Source organism: Alistipes sp. D31t1_170403_E11, from assembly GCF_015553985.1.
GTDB classification, from domain to species: domain Bacteria; phylum Bacteroidota; class Bacteroidia; order Bacteroidales; family Rikenellaceae; genus Alistipes; species Alistipes montrealensis.
The window spans coordinates 1-24,697 of sequence record NZ_JADNHQ010000013.1 but is presented as its reverse complement, the minus strand read 5'-3'; the positions used below and the strand labels follow the sequence as shown (position 1 = coordinate 24,697).

Annotated in this window: 21 protein-coding genes; 10 read left to right on the top strand and 11 right to left on the bottom strand. The window is 57.5% G+C overall.

What is annotated here, in order from left to right; translation table 11 throughout:
* Positions 1-72 precede the first annotated feature (72 nt).
* The 10 genes from tatC to I2E69_RS14850 form a co-directional block, all read right to left on the bottom strand.
* Complete coding sequence (gene tatC / locus I2E69_RS14895) at positions 73-852, bottom strand: twin-arginine translocase subunit TatC (protein ID WP_195462012.1); 780 nt, start codon at positions 850-852, stop codon at positions 73-75.
* A gap of 125 nt (positions 853-977) precedes the next feature.
* Positions 978-1,883, bottom strand: a complete 906-nt coding sequence (locus I2E69_RS14890; protein ID WP_195462011.1) for a sugar phosphate isomerase/epimerase family protein — start codon at positions 1,881-1,883, stop codon at positions 978-980.
* 9 nt (positions 1,884-1,892) lie between these two features.
* Positions 1,893-2,774, bottom strand: coding sequence for a DUF1080 domain-containing protein (locus tag I2E69_RS14885; RefSeq protein WP_195462010.1), 882 nt, complete (start codon positions 2,772-2,774; stop codon positions 1,893-1,895).
* Positions 2,775-2,833: 59 nt separating this feature from the next.
* Complete coding sequence (locus tag I2E69_RS14880) at positions 2,834-4,306, bottom strand: Gfo/Idh/MocA family protein (protein ID WP_195462009.1); 1,473 nt, start codon at positions 4,304-4,306, stop codon at positions 2,834-2,836.
* A gap of 36 nt (positions 4,307-4,342) precedes the next feature.
* On the bottom strand, positions 4,343-4,507 hold the full coding sequence (locus I2E69_RS14875; RefSeq protein WP_195462008.1) for a twin-arginine translocase TatA/TatE family subunit: 165 nt from the start codon (positions 4,505-4,507) through the stop codon (positions 4,343-4,345).
* A 29-nt stretch (positions 4,508-4,536) separates the two neighbouring features.
* A complete protein-coding gene (locus tag I2E69_RS14870) occupies positions 4,537-5,610 on the bottom strand; it encodes a Gfo/Idh/MocA family protein (protein ID WP_195462007.1) in 1,074 nt (357 codons plus the stop codon).
* A gap of 222 nt (positions 5,611-5,832) precedes the next feature.
* Entirely contained in the window at positions 5,833-7,485 is a 1,653-nt protein-coding gene (locus tag I2E69_RS14865; RefSeq protein ID WP_195462006.1) for a DUF6377 domain-containing protein, read from the bottom strand.
* 375 nt (positions 7,486-7,860) lie between these two features.
* Positions 7,861-9,357 (bottom strand): potassium/proton antiporter, encoded by a 1,497-nt coding sequence (locus I2E69_RS14860; RefSeq protein ID WP_195462005.1) that lies wholly within the window; start codon positions 9,355-9,357, stop codon positions 7,861-7,863.
* Positions 9,358-9,366: 9 nt separating this feature from the next.
* Complete coding sequence (locus tag I2E69_RS14855) at positions 9,367-9,891, bottom strand: hypothetical protein (protein ID WP_229095556.1); 525 nt, start codon at positions 9,889-9,891, stop codon at positions 9,367-9,369.
* 598 nt (positions 9,892-10,489) lie between these two features.
* Entirely contained in the window at positions 10,490-11,293 is an 804-nt protein-coding gene (locus tag I2E69_RS14850) for a TonB family protein (RefSeq protein WP_195462004.1), read from the bottom strand.
* An 84-nt stretch (positions 11,294-11,377) separates the two neighbouring features.
* On the opposite strand from I2E69_RS14850, the gene I2E69_RS14845 reads away from it, so the two are divergent.
* The 10 genes from I2E69_RS14845 to I2E69_RS14800 all read left to right on the top strand — a co-directional run bounded on the left by I2E69_RS14845 (position 11,378) and on the right by I2E69_RS14800 (position 23,548).
* On the top strand, positions 11,378-12,769 hold the full coding sequence (locus I2E69_RS14845; protein WP_195462003.1) for a bifunctional UDP-3-O-[3-hydroxymyristoyl] N-acetylglucosamine deacetylase/3-hydroxyacyl-ACP dehydratase: 1,392 nt from the start codon (positions 11,378-11,380) through the stop codon (positions 12,767-12,769).
* A 5-nt stretch (positions 12,770-12,774) separates the two neighbouring features.
* Positions 12,775-13,569 carry an acyl-ACP--UDP-N-acetylglucosamine O-acyltransferase gene (lpxA, locus tag I2E69_RS14840; RefSeq protein WP_195462002.1) on the top strand — a complete coding sequence of 265 codons (795 nt, stop codon included), beginning with the start codon at positions 12,775-12,777 and terminating at the stop codon, positions 13,567-13,569.
* 128 nt (positions 13,570-13,697) lie between these two features.
* Complete coding sequence (gene rimP / locus I2E69_RS14835; RefSeq protein WP_195462001.1) at positions 13,698-14,165, top strand: ribosome assembly cofactor RimP; 468 nt, start codon at positions 13,698-13,700, stop codon at positions 14,163-14,165.
* 43 nt (positions 14,166-14,208) lie between these two features.
* Entirely contained in the window at positions 14,209-15,438 is a 1,230-nt protein-coding gene (nusA, locus tag I2E69_RS14830; RefSeq protein ID WP_195462000.1) for a transcription termination factor NusA, read from the top strand.
* Between the two features lie 36 nt (positions 15,439-15,474).
* Positions 15,475-18,447, top strand: a complete 2,973-nt coding sequence (gene infB, locus I2E69_RS14825; RefSeq protein ID WP_195461999.1) for a translation initiation factor IF-2 — start codon at positions 15,475-15,477, stop codon at positions 18,445-18,447.
* 7 nt (positions 18,448-18,454) lie between these two features.
* Positions 18,455-19,087: a hypothetical protein gene (locus tag I2E69_RS14820; protein WP_195461998.1), complete on the top strand. Its 633-nt coding sequence runs from the start codon at positions 18,455-18,457 to the stop codon at positions 19,085-19,087.
* Between the two features lie 18 nt (positions 19,088-19,105).
* A complete protein-coding gene (locus tag I2E69_RS14815) occupies positions 19,106-20,422 on the top strand; it encodes an acetyl-CoA hydrolase/transferase family protein (protein ID WP_195461997.1) in 1,317 nt (438 codons plus the stop codon).
* Positions 20,423-20,585: 163 nt separating this feature from the next.
* Complete coding sequence (locus I2E69_RS14810; RefSeq protein ID WP_195461996.1) at positions 20,586-21,824, top strand: ectonucleotide pyrophosphatase/phosphodiesterase; 1,239 nt, start codon at positions 20,586-20,588, stop codon at positions 21,822-21,824.
* Positions 21,825-21,879: 55 nt separating this feature from the next.
* Complete coding sequence (locus I2E69_RS14805) at positions 21,880-22,692, top strand: M48 family metallopeptidase (RefSeq protein ID WP_195461995.1); 813 nt, start codon at positions 21,880-21,882, stop codon at positions 22,690-22,692.
* A gap of 460 nt (positions 22,693-23,152) precedes the next feature.
* Positions 23,153-23,548, top strand: a complete 396-nt coding sequence (locus I2E69_RS14800; protein ID WP_195461994.1) for a hypothetical protein — start codon at positions 23,153-23,155, stop codon at positions 23,546-23,548.
* Positions 23,549-23,551: 3 nt separating this feature from the next.
* Here I2E69_RS14800 and I2E69_RS14795 read toward each other — a convergent pair whose 3' ends face one another.
* Positions 23,552-24,379: a DNA-formamidopyrimidine glycosylase family protein gene (locus I2E69_RS14795; RefSeq protein ID WP_195461993.1), complete on the bottom strand. Its 828-nt coding sequence runs from the start codon at positions 24,377-24,379 to the stop codon at positions 23,552-23,554.
* Positions 24,380-24,697: the final 318 nt, after the last annotated feature.

Here is a 24,697-nt window from a genome sequence, read left to right as displayed (position 1 = left end):
AAACACACGTCCTCAACCAAAAACAGCCGGAGCATTTTCCGGTTGTCTGGATTAGCGGCTCCGGCCACAGGGTTATTCCCGGGCGAAGCGGATACCCAGTTCGTAGAGCAGGTAAAGCGGCAGGAAAACGGCCAGCAGCACAAAGGGATCGCCCGAAGGAGTTACCAGCACGGTCAGCAGGAGCAGAACGACGGCGGCCTGCCGCCGGTATCTGCGGAAAAAAGTCCGCGTAGCCAGTCCTGCCCGGGAAAGCGACCACGTCAGCAGCGGCAGTTCCAGCGCCACCCCCATCACGAAGACCAGCAGCAGGAAACTCCGCATATAGGAGTTCAGCGATATCTGGTTGACGATCGACGAACTCAACTGATACTCGGTCAGGAACCGGAACATGAAGGGAAAAACAAACAGGTAACCCACGGCGCATCCCACGAAAAACAACCCCGTTCCCCCGATGAACGCCAGCCGCACGCTGCGCTGCTCGTCCCCGACCAGGGCAGGCCGGACAAACCGCCAGGCCTCGAAAATCAGGTAGGGAAACAACAGCACCAGCGCAAACCAGAACGATGCACTGATGTGCGTGAGCAGTTGGGACGAAACGTCGGTGTTGACGATCTCAACGGCATGGCTGCCATTGCCGAAATCGGGAAAAACCGAAGCCGGGACCCCTGTTTCCGACAACCACCGGTAAAGGGGAAAATCGGGTGAAGCGGGCGCCAGGACAAAACGGTCGAACAGCCACGGCATAAGGCAGAAGCAGAGGACCGCCAGGGCGAAGAGTACGCCGCCGACACGGACCAGCGTCCAGCGCAGGTCGTCGAGATGTCCCCGAAAAGTCATTCGAAGTTCTTCCATAGTCAAATCAATGCGGATTAAATGGGTACGAAAACCGGGGTCCGCCGGGTTTTCCGGCCGGACCGGCAACAAAATATCCGGCCGTCTCGACAGACAGCCGGATATTTCCAACTCTCCAGGAGGCGTTATTTACGGTATGAAGCCTCGACGAAAGGCGCTTGTTGCAAGTACTCGATGCACTCGCGAACGCTGCGCACAATGTCGTCGTAACTCGATCCTTCGATCTCGACGATGATGTTCTCCACACCGGCGGTCTCAGCATTGGCGAAAATGGCATCGAAGCCCACCATGCCGCTTTGTCCGATCTCGCGGTAATCCTTGATATGCAGAAGTTTGAAACGGCCCGGATACTTCTTGAAATACGCTACGGGACTCGCTTTGCCGATCACCGTCCAGTACACGTCCATCTCGAACAGCACTTTGTCGGGATCGGTGTTCCGGAGCATGTAGTCCAGCATGACCTGATCCTCGATCTTCTCGTATTCACGCGAGTGGTTGTGGTAGCCGAACTTCATGCCGGCGGCCTTGCACCGTGCTCCGATTTCATTGAAATAGTCACAGTAGGTCTTCAGGTCCTTGAGGTTGTCGATACGGCGCATCGAAGGAACCACGATGTACTCCGCACCGGCGGCCTTGTGCGCCGCGATGCACTCGTCCCACCATTGGAGGGCCTTCGAGAAATCGCCGCTCGCCAACTCTTCGTCGGAGAGGTTGAGCGTACAGTGCGTCGAAAGAACCTTCATGCCGGCAGCCTCGACATCCTTGCGGAACTGCTCGGGATTCTGCCCGTAGAGCAGTCCGTCCTTGTAGCTGGCGGCCTCCACCGAAGTGTAACCCATGTCGGCGAGCTGCTTCAGCACGGGCTTGTAGTCCTGCTGGTTTTTGCCGAAGCTGCCGATCAGGCTGCGTACCGAGTAGAGCTGGATGCCGATCTCCTTCTTCGGGGGCTTCTTCGCCTTGGCGAATGCTCCGCCGGGGAGCATCGCCAAAGCCAGAAGGGCGCAGATCGCTGCAAATAGCTTGTTTCTCATAATCCGGGACTAGTCGAGAACCTTGATGCGGATATTGCGGAACCAAACATCGTCACCATGGTCCTGAAGGCCGATATAGCCTTCGTGGTTCTCGCCGCCGCAGTTGTTGAGCAGTTCGAATGCCAGGGGCCACTTCTCGGGGCTGAACTTGCTGTTCTCCAGCATCTCGGTCCACTGGGGAGTCCACAGGTGGTATTCGACCACGTTCTTATCGTTCTGACCGTGTACGACAGTACCTTTGTAAACCATGATTTTGGCCTTGTTCCACTCGCCGAAGGGCTTCTGGTTCTGCGGAACGGCGGGAATCATGTCGTAGAGCGACGCCGACATGCGGTTGCCGTCCACGCCCAGCTTGGCATCGGGATGGTTCGCGTTGTCGAGCACCTGATACTCGGGGGACGAGATATAGATCGGCTCGTACTTGGTTTTACCGTCCTTCTGGGTCGTAACCTCCTGGGCCAGGTAGAAAATACCCGAGTTACCGCCCTTCGAAACCTTCCACTCCATTTCAAGTTCGAAGTTCTTGAACTTCTTGGCGAAAATCAGGTCGCCGCCCTCGCCGGTCTGCGCTTCGCCGCCGCCCGAGCCGTTGAACTTGATGGCTCCGTTGTCGACCGTCCAGCGCGAAGGCGCCTTGTCCTTGCCGTAGCCACGCCAGCCGTTGAGCGTCTTGCCGTCGAAAATCACGTAGTAACCGTCCTTGTCCTGCGGGAACGAGGCGAGGTCCACCTGTGCGTTATTCACGACCGTGTATTCGGGAACGGCCTTCTTTTCGGTTTTGGCATCGGCCGTCTTGTCATCGGCCGTCTTGGCTTTTCCGCCCGGGCCGCCACAGGCAGCCATCATTGCCGTCAAAGCGGCGCATGCTGAATACAAAAGGATCTTTTTCATTATTCTTTCTGTTTTTTAAGTTTTTCGTAAATTCGGTTCCGTACTTTCGCTGCACGGGATTAACGCGGCATGTCGGGAAGCGCCCAACCTTCGCGGTAGTTGTGTTTGATGAGTTCCTGGGCGAACTGCTGAGCGTTCACGGGATCGGTCCAGGTCTTGTCGAAGGTCGGGTGTCCGTCCTTGATGTGGAAACCGTCCTTGATGACCGTCCGGATCGTGGCGTCGTCCGGAATGTTCGTGAAGCGCATGTTCGGACCGTCCCACTCCAGCACCTGGTTGAGGCCCTGCAGGCGGACTGCCAGCACGCCCATGACGACCATTTCGTTGAACGGTCCGGCCTCGCTGAAGTCCGATGCGGAAAGCACACGGTCGTCGGCGTCTTCCTTGCAGGCACGCACCCAGTCCATCTGGTGCGACTCGGTGATCTCGCGCAGCACCTTCGGAGCCTCGGGAACACGACCCGAAACCAGGTAGGGATCCTTGCCGTAGCAGCCGCAGATCAGCGTATCCTTCGTACCGTAGAAAATGGCGGCGCCGCCGCTCACGTTGAGGTCCTTGCCGGCGGGAAGTCCTGCGGGACGCTCCGGCATCAGACCGCCGTCATACCAGTGAACCTCGACTTCGGGCATGGCCACTTTCGGCATGTTGTCGCGGGCCGGGAAGACGAACTTCACGCGCTGCGCCGAGGGAGCCGACTCGTTCAGCAGCAGCGTCGAACTGCCCTCGACCTTGGTCGGGTAACCCAGTTTGAGACCCTTGAACACGGGATGCAGGATGTGGCAGGCCATATCGCCCAGCGCACCCGTACCGAAATCCCACCATCCGCGGAAGTTCCACGGCGTGTAAGCCGCATTGTAGGGACGATAAGGAGCCGGGCCGATAAACGAATCCCAGTTCATCGTCTTGGGAATGCGCATGTCCTCCTCGGGACGTGCCAGCCCCTGCGGCCAGATAGGACGGTCGGTGAAGGTATCCACACGGGTAACCTCGCCGATTTCGCCGTTCCAGATCCACTCGCAGACCTTGCGGACGCCCTCGGCCGAAGCACCCTGGTTACCCATCTGCGTGGCAACCTTGTATTTGTCGGCCAGCTTGGTCAGCAGACGCGACTCGTAGACGGTATGGGTCAGCGGTTTCTCGCAATAGACGTGCTTGCCGGCAGTCATCGCGTCGGCGGCGATGATTGCGTGCGTGTGGTCTGCGGTAGCGACCATCACAGCGTCGGCCGACTTGAGCATCTCGTCGTACATCTTGCGGTAGTCGTTGAACTTCTTGGCCGCAGGATAACGCTGGAAAACATGGTCGGCATACTTCCAGTCGACATCGCAAAGGCCGATGATGTTCTGGCTCTCCAGCCCCTTCAGCACCGAAGCGCCGCGTCCGCCGACACCGACGCCCAGGATGTTGAGTTTGTCGCTGGGGGCCGTGTATCCGAACTTCTTACCCAGAACCGTGCTGGGAACGACCGCTAAGCCGATCGCGGCAGCCGCTCCCTGCTTCAGGAACGTTCTTCTTGACATTTCTTTTGCCATCGTTTCTCGAGGTTTAAATTTAAGTTAGTATTGAGGTTATTTGATGTTCTTTTCGATGTTGTCGACCTCGTCCTTGAAAATCTTGTAGCCCTTGCCGAGGCCCTTCATCAATTCCGGGATCTTCGTGCCGCCGAACAACAGCAGCACCACGAGTGCGATGACGACAATCTGTCCCACGCCGATAAATAGCAGATGATTCATAGTTCAGGTAGTTTTAAGGTTATGTGGATTTATGCATGTTTACGAAGCAGTCCGTAGCCGTTTTTCATCGTCCGGCGGCGTTCGCGGATCTGCCGGAGGGTCTCCAGTTCGCCGATGGCCGGGAGGTCGTGCCCCCGGGCATCCTGCAAAAAGCGCCAGGCGTACTCCGAAGCGATCGCCGCATCGCGAAACTCGGGAAGCGCCTCGCTGCGGCGGCCCGTCTCGATCGACTCGGCGAAGAGTTTGCACAGCGTGTCGATATTCTTACCGCCGTAGGGCTGGATCAACCGGTGGGTCTGCGTCACGCCGTGCAGTTCGACGATCGCGGTCTTGAAGTCGTGGGTCATGCGGGCGATACCTTTCGTACCGATGATGTCCACATAGGAGTTGTGGGTCTGCGTCTCGGCGAGCTGGCCGTAGACATGCCCCTGCGTGATGTCGAACACCACCCCGTTTTCGAACGTTCCGTGGCATTGCAGCCACCACGGGTCCTTGTAGTTCCACATCCTGACGGCCTGGGCGTTCCAGGTTTTGAATTCCGATCCGGCATACCAGCGTGCGATGTCCACATAGTGCATACCGCAGTCGTGGAACGAAGGGCCCTCGTACTCGTGGCCTTCACCGGGAGCCAGTCCGGGAGTCATATGGCAAACCCGGACGATAGCCAGTTCGCCGATTTCGCCCTGGGCGATAAAATCTTTGATCGTATTGTGATACCAGGAATTGCGCAGGTAGAGATTGACCGTCGAGAAAAGCGATGTATTTTCAGCCAGGTCCACGGCCTGCCATTCGTTTTCGATACTGTCGGAGATGGGTTTTTCGGCGATGACATGCTTGCCGGCGGCAAAAGCCTTTTCGATTTGCAGTTTGCGCGAGTCAGCGAGGGCGAAAAGGCCCACGACCTGCACTTCGGGATCGTCGAAGATAACCTGTTCGTCGTCGATCACCTTCGCTCCGGGGGCCAGCCTGCGCGCCAGTTCCCGCGATTCAGCGCAGACATCGCAAATGTAAGCCACGTCCCATTTGCCGCTTTTCTGCATCTGTTCGAGGTAGAAACCTCCCATTCTGCCGAAGCCGATAAGGCCAACTTTTACAGGATTCATTGTGTAGTCAATAAGGTCGGTTAAAAGTAGGTTCAATGTCGCGGCGGTCGTTCCCGGATGGTAAAACCGGCAGGAGCGCCGCGTCGATTACAAAATTAACCGGAATAGGTATCGGTTTGAAAACTGAATCGGAAAATGTAGAACCTGATTTGACCCATATAATTAATTACCAATATTTTACATTTTAAAACGACCTGAAAAATGTAGACAATCTGGAATGACTCAACTGTCTGTTTTGTGCGCCGTGCCGATCTTCATGACCATTTTTTCGAACTCTTCGCGCGAAATGGCGGCCTTGTTGCGCACCTTGGTCCGGTAGTTATACACGGTCGACAGCGAACAGCGCAGGAACGAAGCGATCTTCACGCTGTCGGTAATTCCCAGGCGCAGCAGGGCGTAAATCCGGAGCTCCTTGTTCAGCAGGTCCTCCTGCTTGAGCACGATCCGTTCGTCCTCGGTCAACAGGGCATTGAAGTCCTCGACGAACGACGGATAGAGGTTCAGGAAAATGGCGTCGAAATTCTTGTAGAGTTCCTCCTGCTCCTCTTCGAGCATCGAGGTCGATTTCAGCCGCTTGTAGAGGTCCTCGAACTTCCGGTCCTGGGCCAGCTTCTTCAGCGACTTGCGGTAGTCGTCCATCTTGTCGATATACATGGAGCAAAGGTCGAAGAAACGCGCGATGTACTGCACCTTGACGGCATTGGAGTCCGACAACTGCTCGTTCTTCTCGGCGAGTTCCTCGTTGAGCCGGGCCAACTTTTCGTTGGTGTCCGAAAGCTCCTCCTTGATGCGGTTGACCCGCCGAAGCTGCTTGTAGAGGTAGACGAACAGCAGGACCAGGACCACCGAAAGTACGCTGATCAGCACCAGGTAGTGCTGCAGTTTGTGTTTGATCTTCGACTCCTTGGCCTGGTGCGAAGCGATGATGATCGAATAAAGTTCCGACATCTGCACCGTGCGGAACTGCACGTTGCTGAACAGCGCGTCCTCGACGGCGGCCTGGGTGTATTTGAAGGCCCGGAAGAGGTCGTCGTGGCGGTAATAGAGCGTCGCCAGCGCCTGGAAGGCCGCGTTCTCCTTCGTGGAGTTCCGGACATCGGTCATCGCCGAAATCATGTAGTATTTGCGCGCCAGCCAGTCGTCCCCGCGGCGGCGGTAGAAACTACCCACCGAATAGGCGCACTCGGCGTAGACCTGCGAATCGGGTTCGAGGCTGTTCAGGAAATCGAGCAGCCGGACCTCCATTTCGTGCGACTGGTCCCGGCGGCTCATCTGGTAGAGCAGGTCGAGTTTGTAACGCAGCGAAGCGGTGTCGGCCGTCATGATCACCGAATCCTGGTAACGTTCCTCCAGCTCGCGGAAATGCTTCTGCCCGCTGAAAGCCACATATTGCTGGTAGAAACGGTTGTAAGCCTTGTAATAGACCGGCAGCAGGTCGCGTGTGACCGAACGGCGGTCGATCGAATCCAGCATCCGCTTCGCCTCGATGGACATGCCCGTCGACGAATAGAGTTCGGCCAGGCGGATGCCCGAAATGCAGGCGTTGCGGCGGTTGCCCAGCCGGCGCGCAAGAACGACGTTGCGCTCCATGTAGCGGATGGCCGAATCGAGTTTGTATTTGTGAAACTCCGCGAACAGTTTGTCGTTGATCTCGTACTCCTGCTCCGGAGTCAGGCCGCTCACGCTCAGCAGGTGACGCAAATCGACGATCCGCTGCTCCTTTTCGCAGTCGTAGACCTGCCGGTTGGCGATCATGTGATCCAGTTGCTCCGACAGCGATTTGGTTTCGTTCTCCTCACAGGCGGACAAAACAACCGTCACGGCCGACAGCAGCAGCAACATTTGCAGCAGGTATGTAGGTTTCAGCAGTTTCATAGGGTCGGGTCCGGCCGCCGCGGAAAGGCGTCCTTAAACGTCACGAAGTTACAACTATTCGTCGAATTAAAATTGCCTTTTTTAACTTTTTATTGTCCTGTTTTCGATTTTCTTATTTGTTTATTGCCATAAAGGAAATTACTCCGTAGCACGAATCGAAATGACGGGGGCATTCCGGCCTCCGGTCCGGGTTTCGAAACACATAAATCCGTTTTTCCGGTTCAAGATACGAAAAATCGCCGGAATACCGAGCGTCCCGGGCAAAAAAAAGAGGCCCCGGCGACAGAATCGCCGGGGCCTCAGCCATTATCCGCCCGTCCGGCGGAGTGCCCCGGGAGGCAATCCGAAGCGTAATTTACAGACAATGAGGCCGGGCTATCCCAGTTTCATCACATCGTCGATGCCCATATCCTTATAGGTGCTTTCGAGCTCCTCGCTGCGGTCCGAAATGACCAGCAGTTTATCGCCCAGCTTAAGTTCCGTTTTACCCTGCGGCACGAAGTACTCCCCGTCGCGGCAGACCATCATCACCAGTGTATTCTCCGGCAGGGTGATGTCCTTGAGCGTCTGCCCGCTGGCGAGCAGGCTTTCGTTGACCTCGACCTCCGTAAGCGCCGATTTCATCTCCTCGTGCATCTCGACGTTGAAAGCCGATTCCCGCTCCTCGTAGGCCAGCCCCAGCAGGTTGGCCATGCCGCTCACAGTCGTACCCTGCACCAGAAGGGAGATGATCGTCGAAAGGAAGACTACATTGAACAACAACTCGGCATGCTCGACACCCGCCATCATCGGGTAGATGGCGAACAGGATCGGCACGGCGCCGCGCAGGCCCACCCACGAAACATAGAGGCGCGCCTTGGTCGTGAAATGCCGGAAAGGCAGCAGGCAGGCAAGGACCGTGACGGGACGCGCCACGAGGATCATGAACGCACCGACCGCACAGCCGAGGATCAGCACCTCGGGACGCAGCAGTTCGTCGCTGTTGACGAACAGGCCCAGCGTAAGGAACATCACGATCTGCATGAGCCACGTGAAACCGTCGAAAAAGACCGTCAGCGAGCGTTTCTGCGCCAGTTTATGGTTGCCCACGACCAAGCCCGCAAGATAAACCGCGAGGTAGCCGTTGCCCTTGATCAGGTCGGTGAAAGCGAAGGCAAAGAAGATAAATGCCAGCAGCAGCACCGAGTAGAGCGAGTGGTTGGCGAGGTTGATCTTGTTGATCGTCCACACCGCCAGCCGCCCGATCAGGTAGCCCGAAAGCGCTCCGACGACCATCTGGATCACGAAATAAAGGATGCTCATACCCATCCCGGTACTGCCCGACGAGTTGGTCACGACGCCGATCAGCAGGATCGTGAGCATGTAGGCCATCGGGTCGTTCGAACCGCTCTCCAACTCCAGCAACGGGCGGAGGTGCTGTTTGAGCCCCTGTTTCTTACTTCGCAGGATCGAGAAAACCGACGCCGAGTCGGTCGAAGACATCGTGGAGGCCAGCAGCAGGGCCAGCGTGAAGGAGATTTCCAGGTCGAGCCACGGAGCAACGAGCCATACGAAGCCCGCCAGTACCACGGCCGTCATCACCACCCCCACCGTAGCCAGCACGACGCCCGGCCCGATGACGGGTTTTATCTCCTGGAAAGAGGTGTCCATACCACCCGTGAAGAGGATGATGCACAGCGCGATCATACCGACGAACTGCGTCATTTCGACCGAACGGAACGAAATGAAATTCAGTCCGAACAACATGCCGACCCCCAGGAAGAGCAACAACGCCGGGGCGCCGAAACGGTAAGCGACCTTGCCGGCCATCACCGCCACAAAGAGCAGCAGCGCACCGACCAATACTACATTTTCACCACTGATGTCTATCATTCTTTAAAATTAATTTTTTGCCGTTTGCATCTCCGGCCCGTCGACGATCTGCAACCGGGTCAGCGGCCTGTATTCCAAATCGGTATACTCGAAGGCCTGCATGGCGGCAAAACGGCTGTCGGGCGTACGGTATACAACCACGGAGATCGCCGGAACCTGCGCGTGCGGCATCGTCAGCAAACGCTGCACATCGCCTTCCGCCACGAGGTCCACGACAGCATGGCTCTGCGAACGCTCGAAATAGAGCTCTTCGTAACGCAGGTAGCTGTGTCCGGGACGGTAGTAAGGCGCACCCTCGGCGCTGAAATAGCGCGCGGCTAGCGTGATCATCCCCGCCAGGGCCAGCGAACCGCCGATAAACACCGCCGACGAGCGGAGGTTATTGGTCATCGAAGCTCCGTAAATGTGATTCAGAACCAGTATCGCCACGCCGGCTGCAAGCAGCACGGCAGGTATTACGAGGGATTTGCGGCGGCGTACCACGACCTCCCCGGGCAAGGCGTACATCGCCTCGCAGATTTTAATCTTATCCATATCTTTTTCATTATTTTAACGTTGGTATTTCAGGCAAAAAAACGGTAAACCGTCCGGGAAATACGCTACGCTAAATAATGAGCCGGCGCAGGCGGTAAACATAATAGTCTACGGCATGTAGGCCAGGCGAAAGATAAAGAGATCGAAACGCTGAGGTTAGTTTGACAACTCCCGTGCCGCAATGGCACGACGCGACGCAATGCAGCGCCAGGCGAGCCGTCCATCCGGGCCCGGTGCGCTGGAACGCGGGGGCCGAGGGGGACGCTTCCGCCTCCCCGGAAACACGGGGTTGATTTAAATCCGAATTGTAAACACGCTCACACTGCCATTGATCGACATGCATATCGCTGCTGGAAAAGACCGCCGAATGCACGGCCTCCCGGGCATGCACATCGCCGCTGCCCTCCGAAAAAAGCAGACATCCCGCCAGGGCCAACAATATGAACAGTAATTTACGCATTTTGGATTCGGAACAGAGACAAAGATATAAATAAAATCTGAAAATAAAAAACAGTATTTCTGTTCAAAATGCCGCAAATCGACACCAGGCAGGGGTCGCCGCCGTATTCCCGCAAGCCGGCCGCAGCAGATGCAAGGCCTACTGGGGAATAAAAATATAAGTGATCGTCCCGGTCTGCTTGGCGGGAGCCGAATTGTCGATGTTGAACAGCGAGTTGCGGGCCGCACGCAGGGCCGATTCACGCATGCACTCGTCACCGCCTTCGGAGACGCGCGCACCGACGACCTTACCCGCACGGTCCACGGTAACGGCAACTACGACCTCACCCCCGCCCTCGCACAGGTAGGCCGGGACCTCCAGATAACGCGACGTGCGCACAGGATTGGAGATCGAAAACGACACCGTCACGCGGCCTTTGACCTTGCGGTCCTGACGCTCGGCGCCGTCCTCCTTGCCGCGGCGTTCGCGGATAGCCCGTTCCTCGGCAAGCCCCTGCTCGTATGCCTCGCGGTTGGCGCGCATCCGCGCTTCGGCCTCGGCGGCCGCTTCGTTCAGCGCTGCAGCGTTGGTTCCGCGGTCGTCGCGGAGCTTCTCGTTCAGGGCATTTTCGTTCGACGCCTGGTTGCGGATACTGCGCCAGTCGATCTCTTCCTGCTGCTGGCGCTCGCGCACCTCGCGTTCCAGCCGGTCGCGTTCCTGCTCCATTTCGGCCAAAGTCTGCAGGTCGATGTACATGCCCTGCTGGTGCGAACGGCCGCCTACGACGATCTTCGACGACACGAATACGATCATCAGCACCAGATAGGCTATAATCGTGACGCACAAACCGATACGATGGTCGTAGGTCCACGATCCGACATCCTCCCGGCGTTTGTCGAAAGGTAGTTTGATACGCGGCCGCCGGGCAGGGCGGGGTTTGTTGTCACGGGGTGTTTCTGTCATTGCTGTCTGTCGGAATTTTGAGCAAAAGTAACGTTTTTTACCGAAATTTTTCTATCTTTGCGCGCAAATATTAGAACTCCGCTTATGTCAACCAAACAACAAACGCTGAAGGCGCCGATCTCTTTTTCGGGAAAGGGCCTGCATACGGGCGTCCGAGTTACCATGACCGTGAATCCTGCCGAAGCCGGAACCGGAATCGTATTCCGCCGCACCGACCTCGAAGGACAACCTATAATTCCTGCCTTGTGCGACAACGTCGTAGATACTTCGCGCGGTACGACCATCGAAGCCGGCGGTCACCGCGTATCGACCATCGAACACATCATGTCAGCGCTCTGGACCCTCGGCGTGGATAACGCCGTGATCGACATCGACGCCCCCGAAACCCCCATCATGGACGGCTCGGCCCGCGAATACGCCCAGGCCATCACCAAAACCGGACTCACGGACCAGGACGCCGAACGGCAGTTCTACCACGTGACCGAAAAGATGGTCTACACGATCCCCGAGAAGGGCGTGGCGATCATCCTCTACCCCGACGACGAGTTCTCGGTCTCGGTGCATGTGGACTACAATTCGAAGGTTATCGGCAACCAGTACGCCACCTTCAACCCCGGTGACGACTTCGCCGGCAAGATCTCGCCCTGCCGCACGTTCGTCTTTCTGCACGAACTGGAGCCGCTGATCAACATGAACCTGATCAAGGGCGGCGATCTGGACAACGCCATCGTGGTCGTGGAGAACCCCGTCCCCGACGAGCAACTGGACAAACTCAAGAAACTCTTCAACAAGCCCGATATCGAGATCAAGGCGGGCTACCTCAATAACCTCGAACTGCGCTGCAACAACGAGTTGGCACGCCACAAACTGCTCGACCTGCTGGGCGACTTCGCACTGCTGGGCGTACGCATCAAGGGCCGCGTCTGGGCCACCCGCCCGGGGCACTTCGCCAACACGGAGTTCATGAAGCAGCTCAAGCAGACTATCCGCCGCGCGGGCGAAAAGCCCCGCTTCACTTACGACTGCCGCAAGCCGCCGCTGTACGACATCAACGACATCCGCCGCATGCTGCCCCACCGTCCGCCGTTCCTGCTCGTAGACCGCATTTTCCACTGCGACCCCGTGTCGGTGGCCGGCATCAAGAACGTGACCATGAACGAACCGTTCTTCGTGGGCCACTTCCCCGAAGAGCCCGTAATGCCGGGCGTGCTGATCGTCGAGGCAATGGCACAGTGCAGCGGCATCATGGTGCTGAGCAACGTCGCCGACCCGGAAAACTACTCCACCTACTTCATGAAGATCGACGGCGTGAAGTTCAAGCGCAAGGTCGTTCCGGGCGATACGCTTCAATTCGAAATCCACCTGCTGGAGCCGATCCGCCGGGGCGTCGCCCTGGTCGAGGCCAAAGCGTTCGTGGGCGAAACCCTTGCCTGCGAAGCCGTGATGATGGCCCAGGTAGTCAAAAACAAAAACTAAAGGAAATGATCAGCAACCTGGCTTACATCCACCCCGACGCAAAGCTCGGGGCCAACGTCACGGTAGAACCCTTTGCATACATCGCAGGCGACGTAGTTATCGGCGACGACTGCTGGATCGGCCCCGGAGCCGTGATTCACGACGGGGCGCGCATCGGCAAACGGTGCAAAGTACATACGGCGGCTTCGGTCTCCTGCCTGCCGCAGGACCTGAAATTCGCCGGTGAAATCACCACCACCCAGATCGGCGACGACAACGACATCCGCGAATACGTGACGATCAGCCGCGGAACCGCCTCGACAGGAACCACGATCATCGGCTCGAACAACCTGCTGATGGCCTACGTGCACATCGGACACGACTGCATCATCGGCAGCAACTGCGTGATCGCCAACCGGGTATCGCTCGCCGGCGAAGTGCATGTCGGCGACTGGGTAGTGATCGGAGGCCATGCCGCCATCCACCAGTGGACCCACATCGGGGCCCACGCCATGGTGCAGGGCGGCGCGCTGCTGGGACAGGACCTTCCGCCCTACGTCATCGTGCGCAACGACACGCTGCGTTTCGCGGGCATCAACAAGATCGGCCTTGCACGGCGCGGTTTTTCACCCGAGCGCATCGCCGAAATCCACGACGCCTGCCGCATCCTCTTCCAGAGCGGACTGAACTACCTGAACGGCTGCGACGAGGTGGAAAAACAGATTCCCCAAAGCCCCGAACGCGACGCGCTGATCGATTTTATCCGCACGTCGAAACGCGGCATCATCAAGCCCTACGAATCGAAGACAAAAGAGGAGTAAATTTTGCATATAAATATTGGTATATCGAAATTTTTCACTATATTTGCGGTGTCGAAAGGCAGCGTGAAGGGTAAGGGGACGGGTAGTCCCCTTATTTTATACTTATACTCGACCGAAATTCAACGACTATGATAGATACGAAAAAGATAATCGAAGCGGCGGAACGTCATTTGGAAGGGACGGATATGTTCGTCGTGGAGTGCACCTCGACGCCGGGCAATGAAATCGAACTGACGATCGACAGCGACACGGCGGTCGGCATCGACGCCTGTGCGGAGTTGAGCCGCGTCATCGACGCGCAGTTCGACCGCGAGGAGGAGGATTTTTCGCTCACGGTCATGTCGGCCGGCATCGGTTCCGAGCTGAAGACCCTGCGCCAGTACCGCAAACTCACCGGCAAATCGGCCGAAGTGCTGCTCATGAGCGGCGTGAAGGTCCTTGCCAAGCTGGAAGAGGTTACCGAAGAGGGCATCACGCTCTCTTACGAAGAGAAGCAGCTCGTCGAAGGCAAAAAGAAAAAGCAGTTGGTGAAGGTCACCCGCTCATACCCTTTCGCCGAGATCAAATACACGAAAGAGTATCTGGACTTCAAATAATCAGACAGGCAGAATTAAGAATTAAAACAAGATAAAGCACACAATGGACAATCTCAATCTCATTAGCAACTTTGCCGAGTTCAAAGAGCTGAAGAACATCGACAAGTCGACGATGATCGGCGTGCTGGAGGACGTTTTCCGCCACGCACTGCAAAAACAGTATGAAACGGACGAGAATTTCGACGTGATCATCAACCCCGAGAAAGGCGACCTCGAAATCTGGCGTAACCGCACCGTCGTCGAAGACGGCGCCGTCGAAGACCCCAATGCACAGATTTCCGTTTCGGAAGTCAAGGCCATCGACCCGACCTACGAAGTCGGCGACGAGTATGCCGACGAGATCAAACTCGCATCGTTCGGCCGCCGCGCCGTGCTGTCGCTGCGCCAGAACCTCGCCTCGCGCATCCTCGACCTGGAGAAGGCCAGCCTCTACGAAAAATACTCGGAGAAGGTCGGCGACATCGTCACGGGCGAGGTGTACCAGGTGTGGAAAAAGGAGGTGCTGATTCTCGACGACGAGGAGAACGAACTGATCCTTCCCAAAGCCGAGCAGATTCCCAACGACTTCTACCGCAAGGGCGACACGATCAAAGCCATCGTCAAGTCGGTAGAGATGAACAACAACCAGCCGCGTATCATCCTTTCGCGTACGGCCAACCAGTTCCTGGAGCGCCTGTTCGAGCAGGAGGTTCCCGAGATTTTCGACGGACTGATCACCATCAAGAAGATCGTCCGCATCCCCGGCGAGCGCGCCAAGGTCGCCGTGGAGTCCTACGACGAGCGTATCGACCCGGTAGGCGCCTGCGTCGGCATGAAGGGTTCGCGTATTTACTCGATCGTCAAGGAACTGCGTAACGAGAACATCGACGTGGTGAACTACACGGCCAACCCGACGCTGATGATCCAGCGTTCGTTGAACCCCGCAAAGGTTTCGTCGATCACCATCGACGAGGAGAAGATGACCGCTTCGGTCTACCTCAAGCCCGACCAGGTTTCGCTGGCCATCGGCAAGGGCGGTCTCAACATCCGCCTCTCGAAGATGCTCACCGGCTACGACATCGACGTTTACCGCGAGGTCGAGGAGGAGGACGTAGCCCTCACGGAGTTCGCCGACGAAATCGACGGATGGGTAATCGACGCCCTGAAGGCCGCCGGCTGCGACACCGCCAAGAGCGTGCTGGAACTCTCCGTCGAGGAGGTTGCCGCCCGCGCCGATCTGGAGCAGGAGCAGGCACAGAAGGTCATCGACATCCTGAAGGCCGAGTTCGAATAATCAAAACCGCAAGACAAGAAAGGAAAAGAGACAGATATGGGTAATGAAAGAAAATTAAGGCTCATTCAGGTTGCAAAGGAGTTTAACGTTGGTCTGAACACCATCACGGACTTCCTGCAAAAGAAGGGCATCAAGAGCGACGGGTCGCCCAACACACTGGTCGACACGGACACTTATGCCGTTCTGGAGAAGGAATTCGGGGCAAATCGCAGCGCTGCCGGCGCACGCGATTCGATCCGCGAACGCATCTCCCTGAAGCAGACGACCGTAACCCTCGAAGAAGCCAAGAAGCAGGAGCGCGAGGAAGAGAAAGAGGTTGTCATCAAAAGCAACGTCATCAGCGTCAAGGACGAAATCCAGCAGCCGAAATTCCTCGGCAAGATCGACCTCTCGCCCAAACCCAAGGCCGCTCCGGCTCCCCAGCCGAAACCCGAACCCGAGGCTGTGAAGCCTGCGCCCCAGCCGGTCGCTCCGGCCCCGGCCGTGAAGGAGGAGGCTCCGAAAGCCCCCGAAGCCGTGAAACCGGCGCCCGCTCCGGCTCCCCAGCCCAGGCCTGCCGAGGCCCCGAAACCCGCAGTGGCCGAAACTCCGGCTCCCGTGAAGGCCCCGGCCCCCGCGCAGGAGACTCCGAAGGCGGAAGTTCCCGCCCCGGCCCCGCAGCCCAAGGCCGCAGAGGCTCCCGCAGCCCCCGCTCCCAAGCCCGCTCAGCAGGCGGCTCCGGCCGTGCAGACAGCATCCGCGCCCGCTACCGAAGAGCCGAAGGCCGAGGCTCCGAAAGACAATATCTTCCGCCCCCAGACCGTGACCCTCGCAGGTCCGCAGGTGCTCGGCACGATGGACGTGTCGGGCTTCGTCGCAGGCGGCAAGCACAAACGCAAACGTCTCCAGAAGGAGAAAGTCGATGTCAGCAAAGCCCCGAAGGGCAATGCGCAGGGCGGCGGCAACCGTCAGGGCCAGGGAGGTCCGGGCGGACAGAACAACAACGGCAACCGCCCGGGAGGCCCCGGCCAGAACCGCGGCGGACAGGGCCAGAACCAGCCCCGTCCGGGCGAAGGCCGCCGCAACAAAGGCAAGAACCTGCCGCCGAAGCCCATCGTGCGCCCCGAAGTGAGCGACGAAGAAGTTTCGAAGCAGGTAAAGGATACCTTGGCGCGCCTGACGGCCAAGGGAGCCAAGAGCAAGAGTTCGAAATACCGCAAGGACAAGCGCGAAGCCGTCGCCGAACGCATGAACGAGGAATTCGAACGCGAAGAAATGGAACGTTCGACGCTCAAGGTCACGGAATTCGTGACCGTCAGCGAGTTGGCGACGATGATGAACGTCTCGCCGACGGAGGTCATCATGGCCTGCATGAACCTCGGACTGATGGTGTCGATCAACCAGCGCCTCGATGCCGAAGCGCTCGTGGTCGTTGCCGAAGAGTTCGGTTACAAGACCGAATTCGTCTCCGTGGAGATTCAGGAGGCTATCGCCGACGAAACCGAAGACAAGGAGGAGGACCTCGTTCCGCGTCCGCCGATCGTGACGGTCATGGGACACGTCGACCACGGTAAAACCTCGCTGCTGGACAACATCCGCAAAACCAACGTCATCGAAGGCGAAGCCGGCGGTATCACCCAGCACATCGGCGCTTACAGCGTGGTGCTGAACGGACAGAAGATCACCTTCCTCGACACCCCGGGCCACGAAGCCTTTACGGCCATGCGTGCACGCGGCGCCGCCGTTACGGACGTTGCCATCATCATCGTTGCGGCCGACGACAGCGTCATGCCGCAGACCATCGAGGCGATCAACCACGCGCAGGCCGCAGGCGTGCCGATGGTTTTCGCCATCAATAAGATCGACAAACCCAACGCCAATCCCGACCACATCAAGGAGCAGCTTTCGCAGATGAACTACCTCGTGGAGTCGTGGGGCGGTAAATACCAGGACCAGGAGGTTTCGGCCAAGAAGGGCATGAACCTCGACAAACTGCTCGAAAAAGTGCTGCTGGAGGCCGAGATGCTCGACCTGAAAGCCAACCCCAACAAGAAGGCGCAGGGTACGGTCATCGAGTCGACGCTCGACAAGGGCCGCGGCTACGTATCGACGATCCTGGTGCAGAGCGGCACGCTCCGCGTCGGCGACGTGATCCTCTCGGGAACCTACACGGGCCGCGTGAAGGCCATGTTCAACGAGAACGGCAAGAAGGTGGACGAAGCAGGACCCTCGACGCCCGTACAGGTATTGGGCCTGAACGGCGCCCCGCAGGCCGGCGATACGTTCAACGTCATGGACGACGACCGTTCGGCCCGCGAAATCGCCAACAAGCGCGAACAGTTGGCCCGCATGCAGGGCATCATGACCCAGAAGCACGTGACGCTCGACGAAATCGGCCGCCGCATCGCCATCGGTTCGTTCAAGGAACTGAACATCATCGTCAAGGGCGACGTGGACGGATCGATCGAAGCTATGTCCGGCTCGCTGATCAAGCTATCGAAGGAGACCGTACAGGTCAACGTCATCCACGCCGCCGTGGGACAGATTTCGGAGTCCGACGTGCTGCTGGCCGCCGCTTCGAACGCCATCATCGTCGGCTTCCAGGTACGTCCGTCGGCTTCGGCCCGCAGACTGGCCGAGAAGGAGGAGATCGAAATCCGCCTCTACTCGATCATCTACGACGCCATCAACGACATCAAGGACGCTATCGAAGGCATGCTGGAACCTGTGATGAAGGAGGAGATCGTCGCTTCGGTCGAAGTACTCGAAATCTTCAAGATCACGAAGGTCGGAACCGTCGCCGGATGTATGGTCCGCGAAGGCAAGCTGCAACGCTCGACCCCGATCCGCGTCATCCGCGACGGTATCGTTATCTACACCGGCAAGCTGGGTTCGCTCAAGCGTTTCAAGGACGACGTGAAAGAGGTCGTGATCGGCCAGGACTGCGGTCTGAACATCGAATCTTTCAACGACATCCGCGTCGGCGATATCGTCGAGGGATACGAACAGGTGGAAGTAAAACGCAAGTAATCTTCTTATGGTCGCACGTATTAGCGTATTAGTGATGTCGCTCTGCATACTTTGCGGAGCGGCATTCGCGGCCCAGCCCACCGACAGGAAGGCTGCACGCGAACAGAAAGCCCAGGAACGGGCGCAGAAAAAAAGCATCAAGGCCGAAATTCGCTACTATGAAAGCCTGCGAAACGAAGCCGTCGCCGAATTTGCAAAAAAGCACCAGCCTGCCTCGATCGAGACGCCGGGCATGGGCAACGAAATCCGGGTTTCGGATATCGTATGCGCCGGAGACAACATTTCGGGCACGGTGGTGCTGCACCTGCAGGTCACTCCGACGTTCGGTCCGTTCCGCCTCTTCATGGGCGGCAAAAACAACGGGACACAGGCTCTGGCCAAGGGCATAAGCTACCCCTCGTCGGACACCTACGGACGTATCTACACGCTGCGCAGCGGTCAGCCCGAGCCCGTCATCGTGATGTTCTACGACATCGCCCCGGGCGTCGAGCGCCTCGACCGCGTGGATATCAGCATGGGGCTTGCGCTCAGCGCGCTGAACATCATCACGCTCAAGGATGTGCCGATTATCTGGACCTACTCCAACAAGGCGATCAGCAATTATCTGCGGAAACCGGAAACGAAGAAATCTGCAAATTAATACTCCAACACACAAAACATGAACACCCAAATTAAATTCACCACGGCCGAGGAGGCCGTCAAAGTCATCAAGTCGGGTGACCACGTTCACCTGAGTTCGGTGGCATCGGCTCCTCAGTGCCTGATCAACGCCATGTGCAAACGCGGCGAGGCCGGTGAACTGAAAGACGTACACGTCCATCACCTGCACACGGAAGGTCCCGCACCTTACGCCGATCCCAAGTTCGAAGGCGTCTTCCAGCTCGACTCGTTTTTCGTAGGCTCGAACGTCCGCAAGGTAACGCAGAGCGGCTATGCCGATTACATTCCCATCTTCCTGAGCGAGACGCAGCGTCTGTACCGCTGCGGAGCCGTACCGTGCAACGTGGCGATGATTCAGGTCTGCCCGCCCGACAAACACGGCTATGTATCGCTCGGAACCTCGGTAGACGCAACGCTGGCTGCCGTGGAGTGCGCCGACCACGTGATCGCCGTGGTAAACAAACACGTTCCGCGTGCCTTCGGCCAGGCCATGATCCCCATGTCGAAGATCGACCTCTTCGTCCAGGACGACACCCCGCTCATCGAGGCCAAATTCTCTGAGCCGAACGAAGTCGAGACGGCCATCGGTAAGCATTGTGCCGCGCTGATCGAGGACGGGGCAACGCTCCAGATGGGTATCGGCGCCATTCCCAACGCCGTGCTGGCACAGTTGGGCGGTCACAAGAACCTCGGTATCCACACCGAAATGTTCGCCGACGGCGTACTGCCGCTGGTACGTTCGGGCGTAATCAACGGCGAAGCCAAAAAGACCGACCCGGGCAAGATGGTCTCGACCTTCCTGATGGGTTCGAAAGAAGTTTACGACTTCATCGACGACAACCCCGGTGTACTGATGATGGACGTGGGCTACACGAACGATCCTTATATCATCTCGCAGAACGATCGCATGACGGCCATCAACTCGGCACTTCAGGTCGACCTGACGGGCCAGGTGTGCGCCGACTCGCTGGGCACGAAATTCTGGTCGGGCGTAGGCGGTCAGATCGACTTCGTTTACGGTGCTTCGCTGTCGAAGGGCGGCAAGGCCATCATCGCCATGCCTTCGATTACCAACAAGGGTGTATCGAAAATCTGCCCGACGCTGTTGGACGGAGCCGGCGTCGTGACGACCCGCAACCACATCCATTGGTTCGTAACGGAGTTCGGCGCCGTCGATCTCTACGGCAAGACCCTTCAGGAGCGCGCACGCCTGCTGATTTCGATCGCACACCCCTCGGCACAGGAGGAACTGGACCGTGCGGCTTTCGAGCGCTGGGGCGAGCATCACCACTACATCAAGGGATACATGAAATAACCGGCTTCCGAACGGAAACACCTATGGGAAAAAGCTGCGCAGATTTCGCGCAGCTTTTTTCGACTTCCGGATTCCATTGCCCCCGAACCCAACAAAATGCAAGCGTCTTTCCCAAACAGGAAGGCGCTTTTTTTGTATCTTTACGTCAACAAATTTCGAATTCATGCAAAAAATCTCCTTTCTGATCCTGGGTCTCTCGCTCACGGGCTGCGCCGCAACCCGCACGCCGGGCCGCTACCCCGCTTCGGCTGCGCCGCAGGAGAAACAATATGTCGTCATCCTCTCGATGGACGCCTTCCGCTGGGACCTCGCTTCGCGCAGCCACACCCCGACGCTCGACTCGCTGGCGCGTGTCGGCTCGTACGCCGAGGTTTTCCCGGTCTATCCGTCGAACACGTTCCCGAGCCACTACGCTATGGCGACGGGACTGCATCCCGACCACCACGGCGTGGTCAACAACTCGTTCTTCGACAAGATGCAGGGCCGAAAACTCTCGGTTTTCGATGCCGAAGATGTGAAAATCCCGGGATTCTGGGGCGGAGAACCGATCTGGAACACCGCCGAGCGGCAGGGTCTCACGGCGAACATTTTCATGTGGCCCGGCAGCGAAGTGCCTGTCAACGGCCGCCAGGCGACAGTCTGGACCCGCTATTCGTCGAAGCCCTCCTACTACCAGCGCGCTGACTGGGTCATCGACGCCATGACACGCCCCGAAGCCGAAATCCCGGAACTGGTGATGTGGTATTTCGAACAGCCCGACGCTGCGATGCACACCTACGGTCCCGAATCGCCCGAGGCCGTGGCGCAGGCCGAACGCATCGACTCCGTGTTGCGCTACTTCTTCCGCGAAATCCGCCGTTCGCCCGTCTTCGACCGCATCAATTTCATCGTCACGGCCGATCACGGCATGGCCGAACTCGCACCCGAACGCTATCTGAACCTCTATGGGCTGTTGGACTCCACACAAGTCGTACGTACTGTCCCGGGAACGCCCTTCGGCATCGAGGTCCGCAAAGAGTATGTCCGCGAAGCCTTGCGCATCCTGCGCCGGACGGGACACATCGGCGTCTGGGAACGCGAAAAGATGCCCCGCCGCTTCTGTTACGGCCGACACCCCTCAAGGCTCACAAACCTCGTCCTGATCCCCGAAACGGGCTGGACACTCGACTACGCCCCCCAGGACCGACCTGTCCGCAAACGCGGCACACACGGATTCGACAACCGCGACCGCGACATGCACATGGTCTTTTACGGTTCCGGTCCGGCATTCCGCACCGGGTTCCGCCAGCAATCGTTCCAGAATCAGAACATCTACCTTATCCTTTGCCGCCTGCTGGGCATCGAACCCGCGCCGAACGACGGAGACTGGCGAAGCGTCAAACGCATGTTCCGCGAGCAGTAAACGCTCCGAATCCGGATGTTTTTATTATCTTTGCCACACTGAAAACAGGATTAACATGAAGAAACTTTTCTTTTTATTTGCTGCGGCAGTTATCGCCGCAGCCTGCCCTGCAGGGGCTTTCGCACAGTTCAAGATCGGCGGTAAGAAAATCGACGCCGGCAAATTGCTCAACGCCGGAAAAGACGTAGCTACGGCCATTACGCTCAGCGACGAGGATATTGCCCGCCTGAGCCGCGAATCCGTCGAATGGATGGACGCCCACAACCCCGTTGCCGCCGACACGACGACCTACGGAGCGCGCCTCAAACGCTTGACCGAGGGTATCACCGATGCCGAAGGACTGCCGCTGAACTTCAAGGTTTACCTCGTGACGGATGTCAACGCTTTCGCCTGCGGCGACGGTTCGATCCGTGTATTCGCCGCCCTGATGGACCTGATGGACGACGATGAACTGATGGCCATCATCGGTCACGAGATCGGCCATGTCGTACATGCCGACACGAAACACGCCATCAAGAACGCTTACCTCGCCTCCGCTGCCCGCAATGCCGCCGGAGCCGCCCAAGGCAGTACATTGGCCAAGCTCAGCGAATCGCAGTTGGGCGAGATCGTAACGGCCTTCACCGACGCACAGTTCTCACAGAAACAGGAGTACGAAGCGGACGAGCACGGTTTCGAATTTTGCGTAAAACATGGATTCAGCCCCTACGGCATGGCCAATTCGCTCAGCAAGTTGGTCGAACTCTCCAAGGGTGCAAAAGCCTCTACCGTACAGAAGATGTTTTCCTCACACCCCGACAGCGAAAAACGGGCAGCCCGCATGAAGGAGAAAGCCGACGCCTACTCGGCTGCACAACAGAATCAATAGCCGCAGGGGCCTGTTCGCCTGGCTACACCCGGCGGCAACCGGTTCCCGGAGAAGGCCTCCCGCACACAACATGACAAATACACGACAAAAAAACATCCGGAATTTCGGATGTTTTTTATATATTTGTGCGTCACTAACAACTGAATTGCCTATGGAATAATCCATAAAGTCGCAGTAATACAATAAAAAGCGCCGAATCCGCACGAAAAGCGACGGCGCACACATATAAAAAGCGTTAGCTTTGTACCTTGCTTTCTGAAAATCTGGAAAATTTTAAGAGCAACCAAGGAATGAAGTTTGACGCTCACGTTTCTAACGTGGGCTTCATTCTGTATTTGGTTGCACAGGTTATTCCAGAGCCTCAGAAAGCAAATCAGAGTTTTGTCCCACGTTTTTTATTTCCCCGGACTGAATTCGAACTTAATTTCCCAGACGCTGCGGGACAGGCGTACATACATCTATGAAAGCCCACGTCCTGCTTTTTGCAATCTGCTTTGTGCCTGCCGTTGCAGGCATCCTCGTCACACGTCCGATGTGGCGGGTACGCAACCTTCCCAACGAAGTCATCCAAGGCATCGGCCTCGTCGTACTGATCATCGTACTGGTCGGCTGTCTCTTTCCGATCTTCCTCGGCGATGAAGAGGGAATCGGATTCGTCTGCATCCTGTTGAGCCTGTTCAACCTCGTGATTTTCCAGTGTTACGAGCACAGGCTCAACACTTCCCGCTGTCCGCAGTGCCACACCCGCAACCTGCGTGTGCGCAAACACAGCAAGGGGCTTTACAAACTCTATTGTTCCCATTGCGGGCTGCACAGCCGGTGGCACACCTGGCGGTATTTTTCGAATGAAGAGTAAGGACTATTTCAACGGCTGGCAACAGGGACAATAGTAGACTGCGCCGCCCAAATAAGCCTCTTTGACGATTGATCCGCCGCAGACCGGACAAGGCTCCGCACAGGTATTGCGTGAAAGCAACACGGCATATTCTCCGTAATTCCCGAAAAGGTCCTTCTCCGTATCGCGCCCGTTCCGGCCGGTCATCTCCGTCAGGAGGCTTTTTACCGTCCCGAAAAGCCGTTCGGCGTCCCCGTCGCCCAATGCGGCGAGTTTGCGCTTGGGATGTATCTCCGCCCGGAACAGGATGTCCTGCAACACACCGTTGCCAAGCCCCGGAATACGCTGCTCGGTAGCCAGGAAAGCCTTGGCCGAGAGGTTTTGTTTCACGCCAGCGAGCATGCCCCGGAAGTATTCGGCGTCGAACTCCGCATCGAGCGGCGACCGCTTCGTCTTCGCACCCAGGTAATAGGGATTCTCGAAAATGCCCCGAAAAGCGATAATGCCGCCATACATCGCGACGGTGAATACCAGAAAGCTTCCGTCGTCGAGCGTGAGAAGCAACTGGTATTTGGCCGGGATCTCAGCCTCGGGCCTGTAAAGCCGCAGGTTCACCCCATCCGACACGGCAAGGCGCATATCGTCCTCAAGAAGTATCTCGACATATGCGCCAAAACCTTCTGCGCCTACGATCTTCCGGCCGGCCAGCAACTTCGGATATTCGAGCGGATCACCCGCATACCAAGTGAATTTGTGCGGATGCGTAGCGTTGAACACATCGGTTATAGTACGCCCTGTCAAGGTTTCACGCACCTGCCGCGCAACGGTTTTCGATTCGGGAATTTCGATCATAAGCCTGGGTTTTGAACAAAGATAACAATCAAAGGCCAAAATCCCAATCATCCCGGAATTATCTTATGGCAAGCCCATTAGTTCCAGAGGCGTTAGGCGGCTCTTGCCGTAGCATCGGGAAACAAAGTAGCGACAGGGCCCCTTCCTTCCGGCAAACACCAAAAAACCCGGCCCTGGATACAGGAGCGGGGTTGAAGAAATGCAGCCTTTCAGCAAGGGGAGGCCGCACCTCAAAGTAGGACATAAAAAAAGGTCAGACCTTTCGATCTGACCTTGAAGAGGCGGCTACCTACTCTCCCACGGGAAAACCGCAGTACC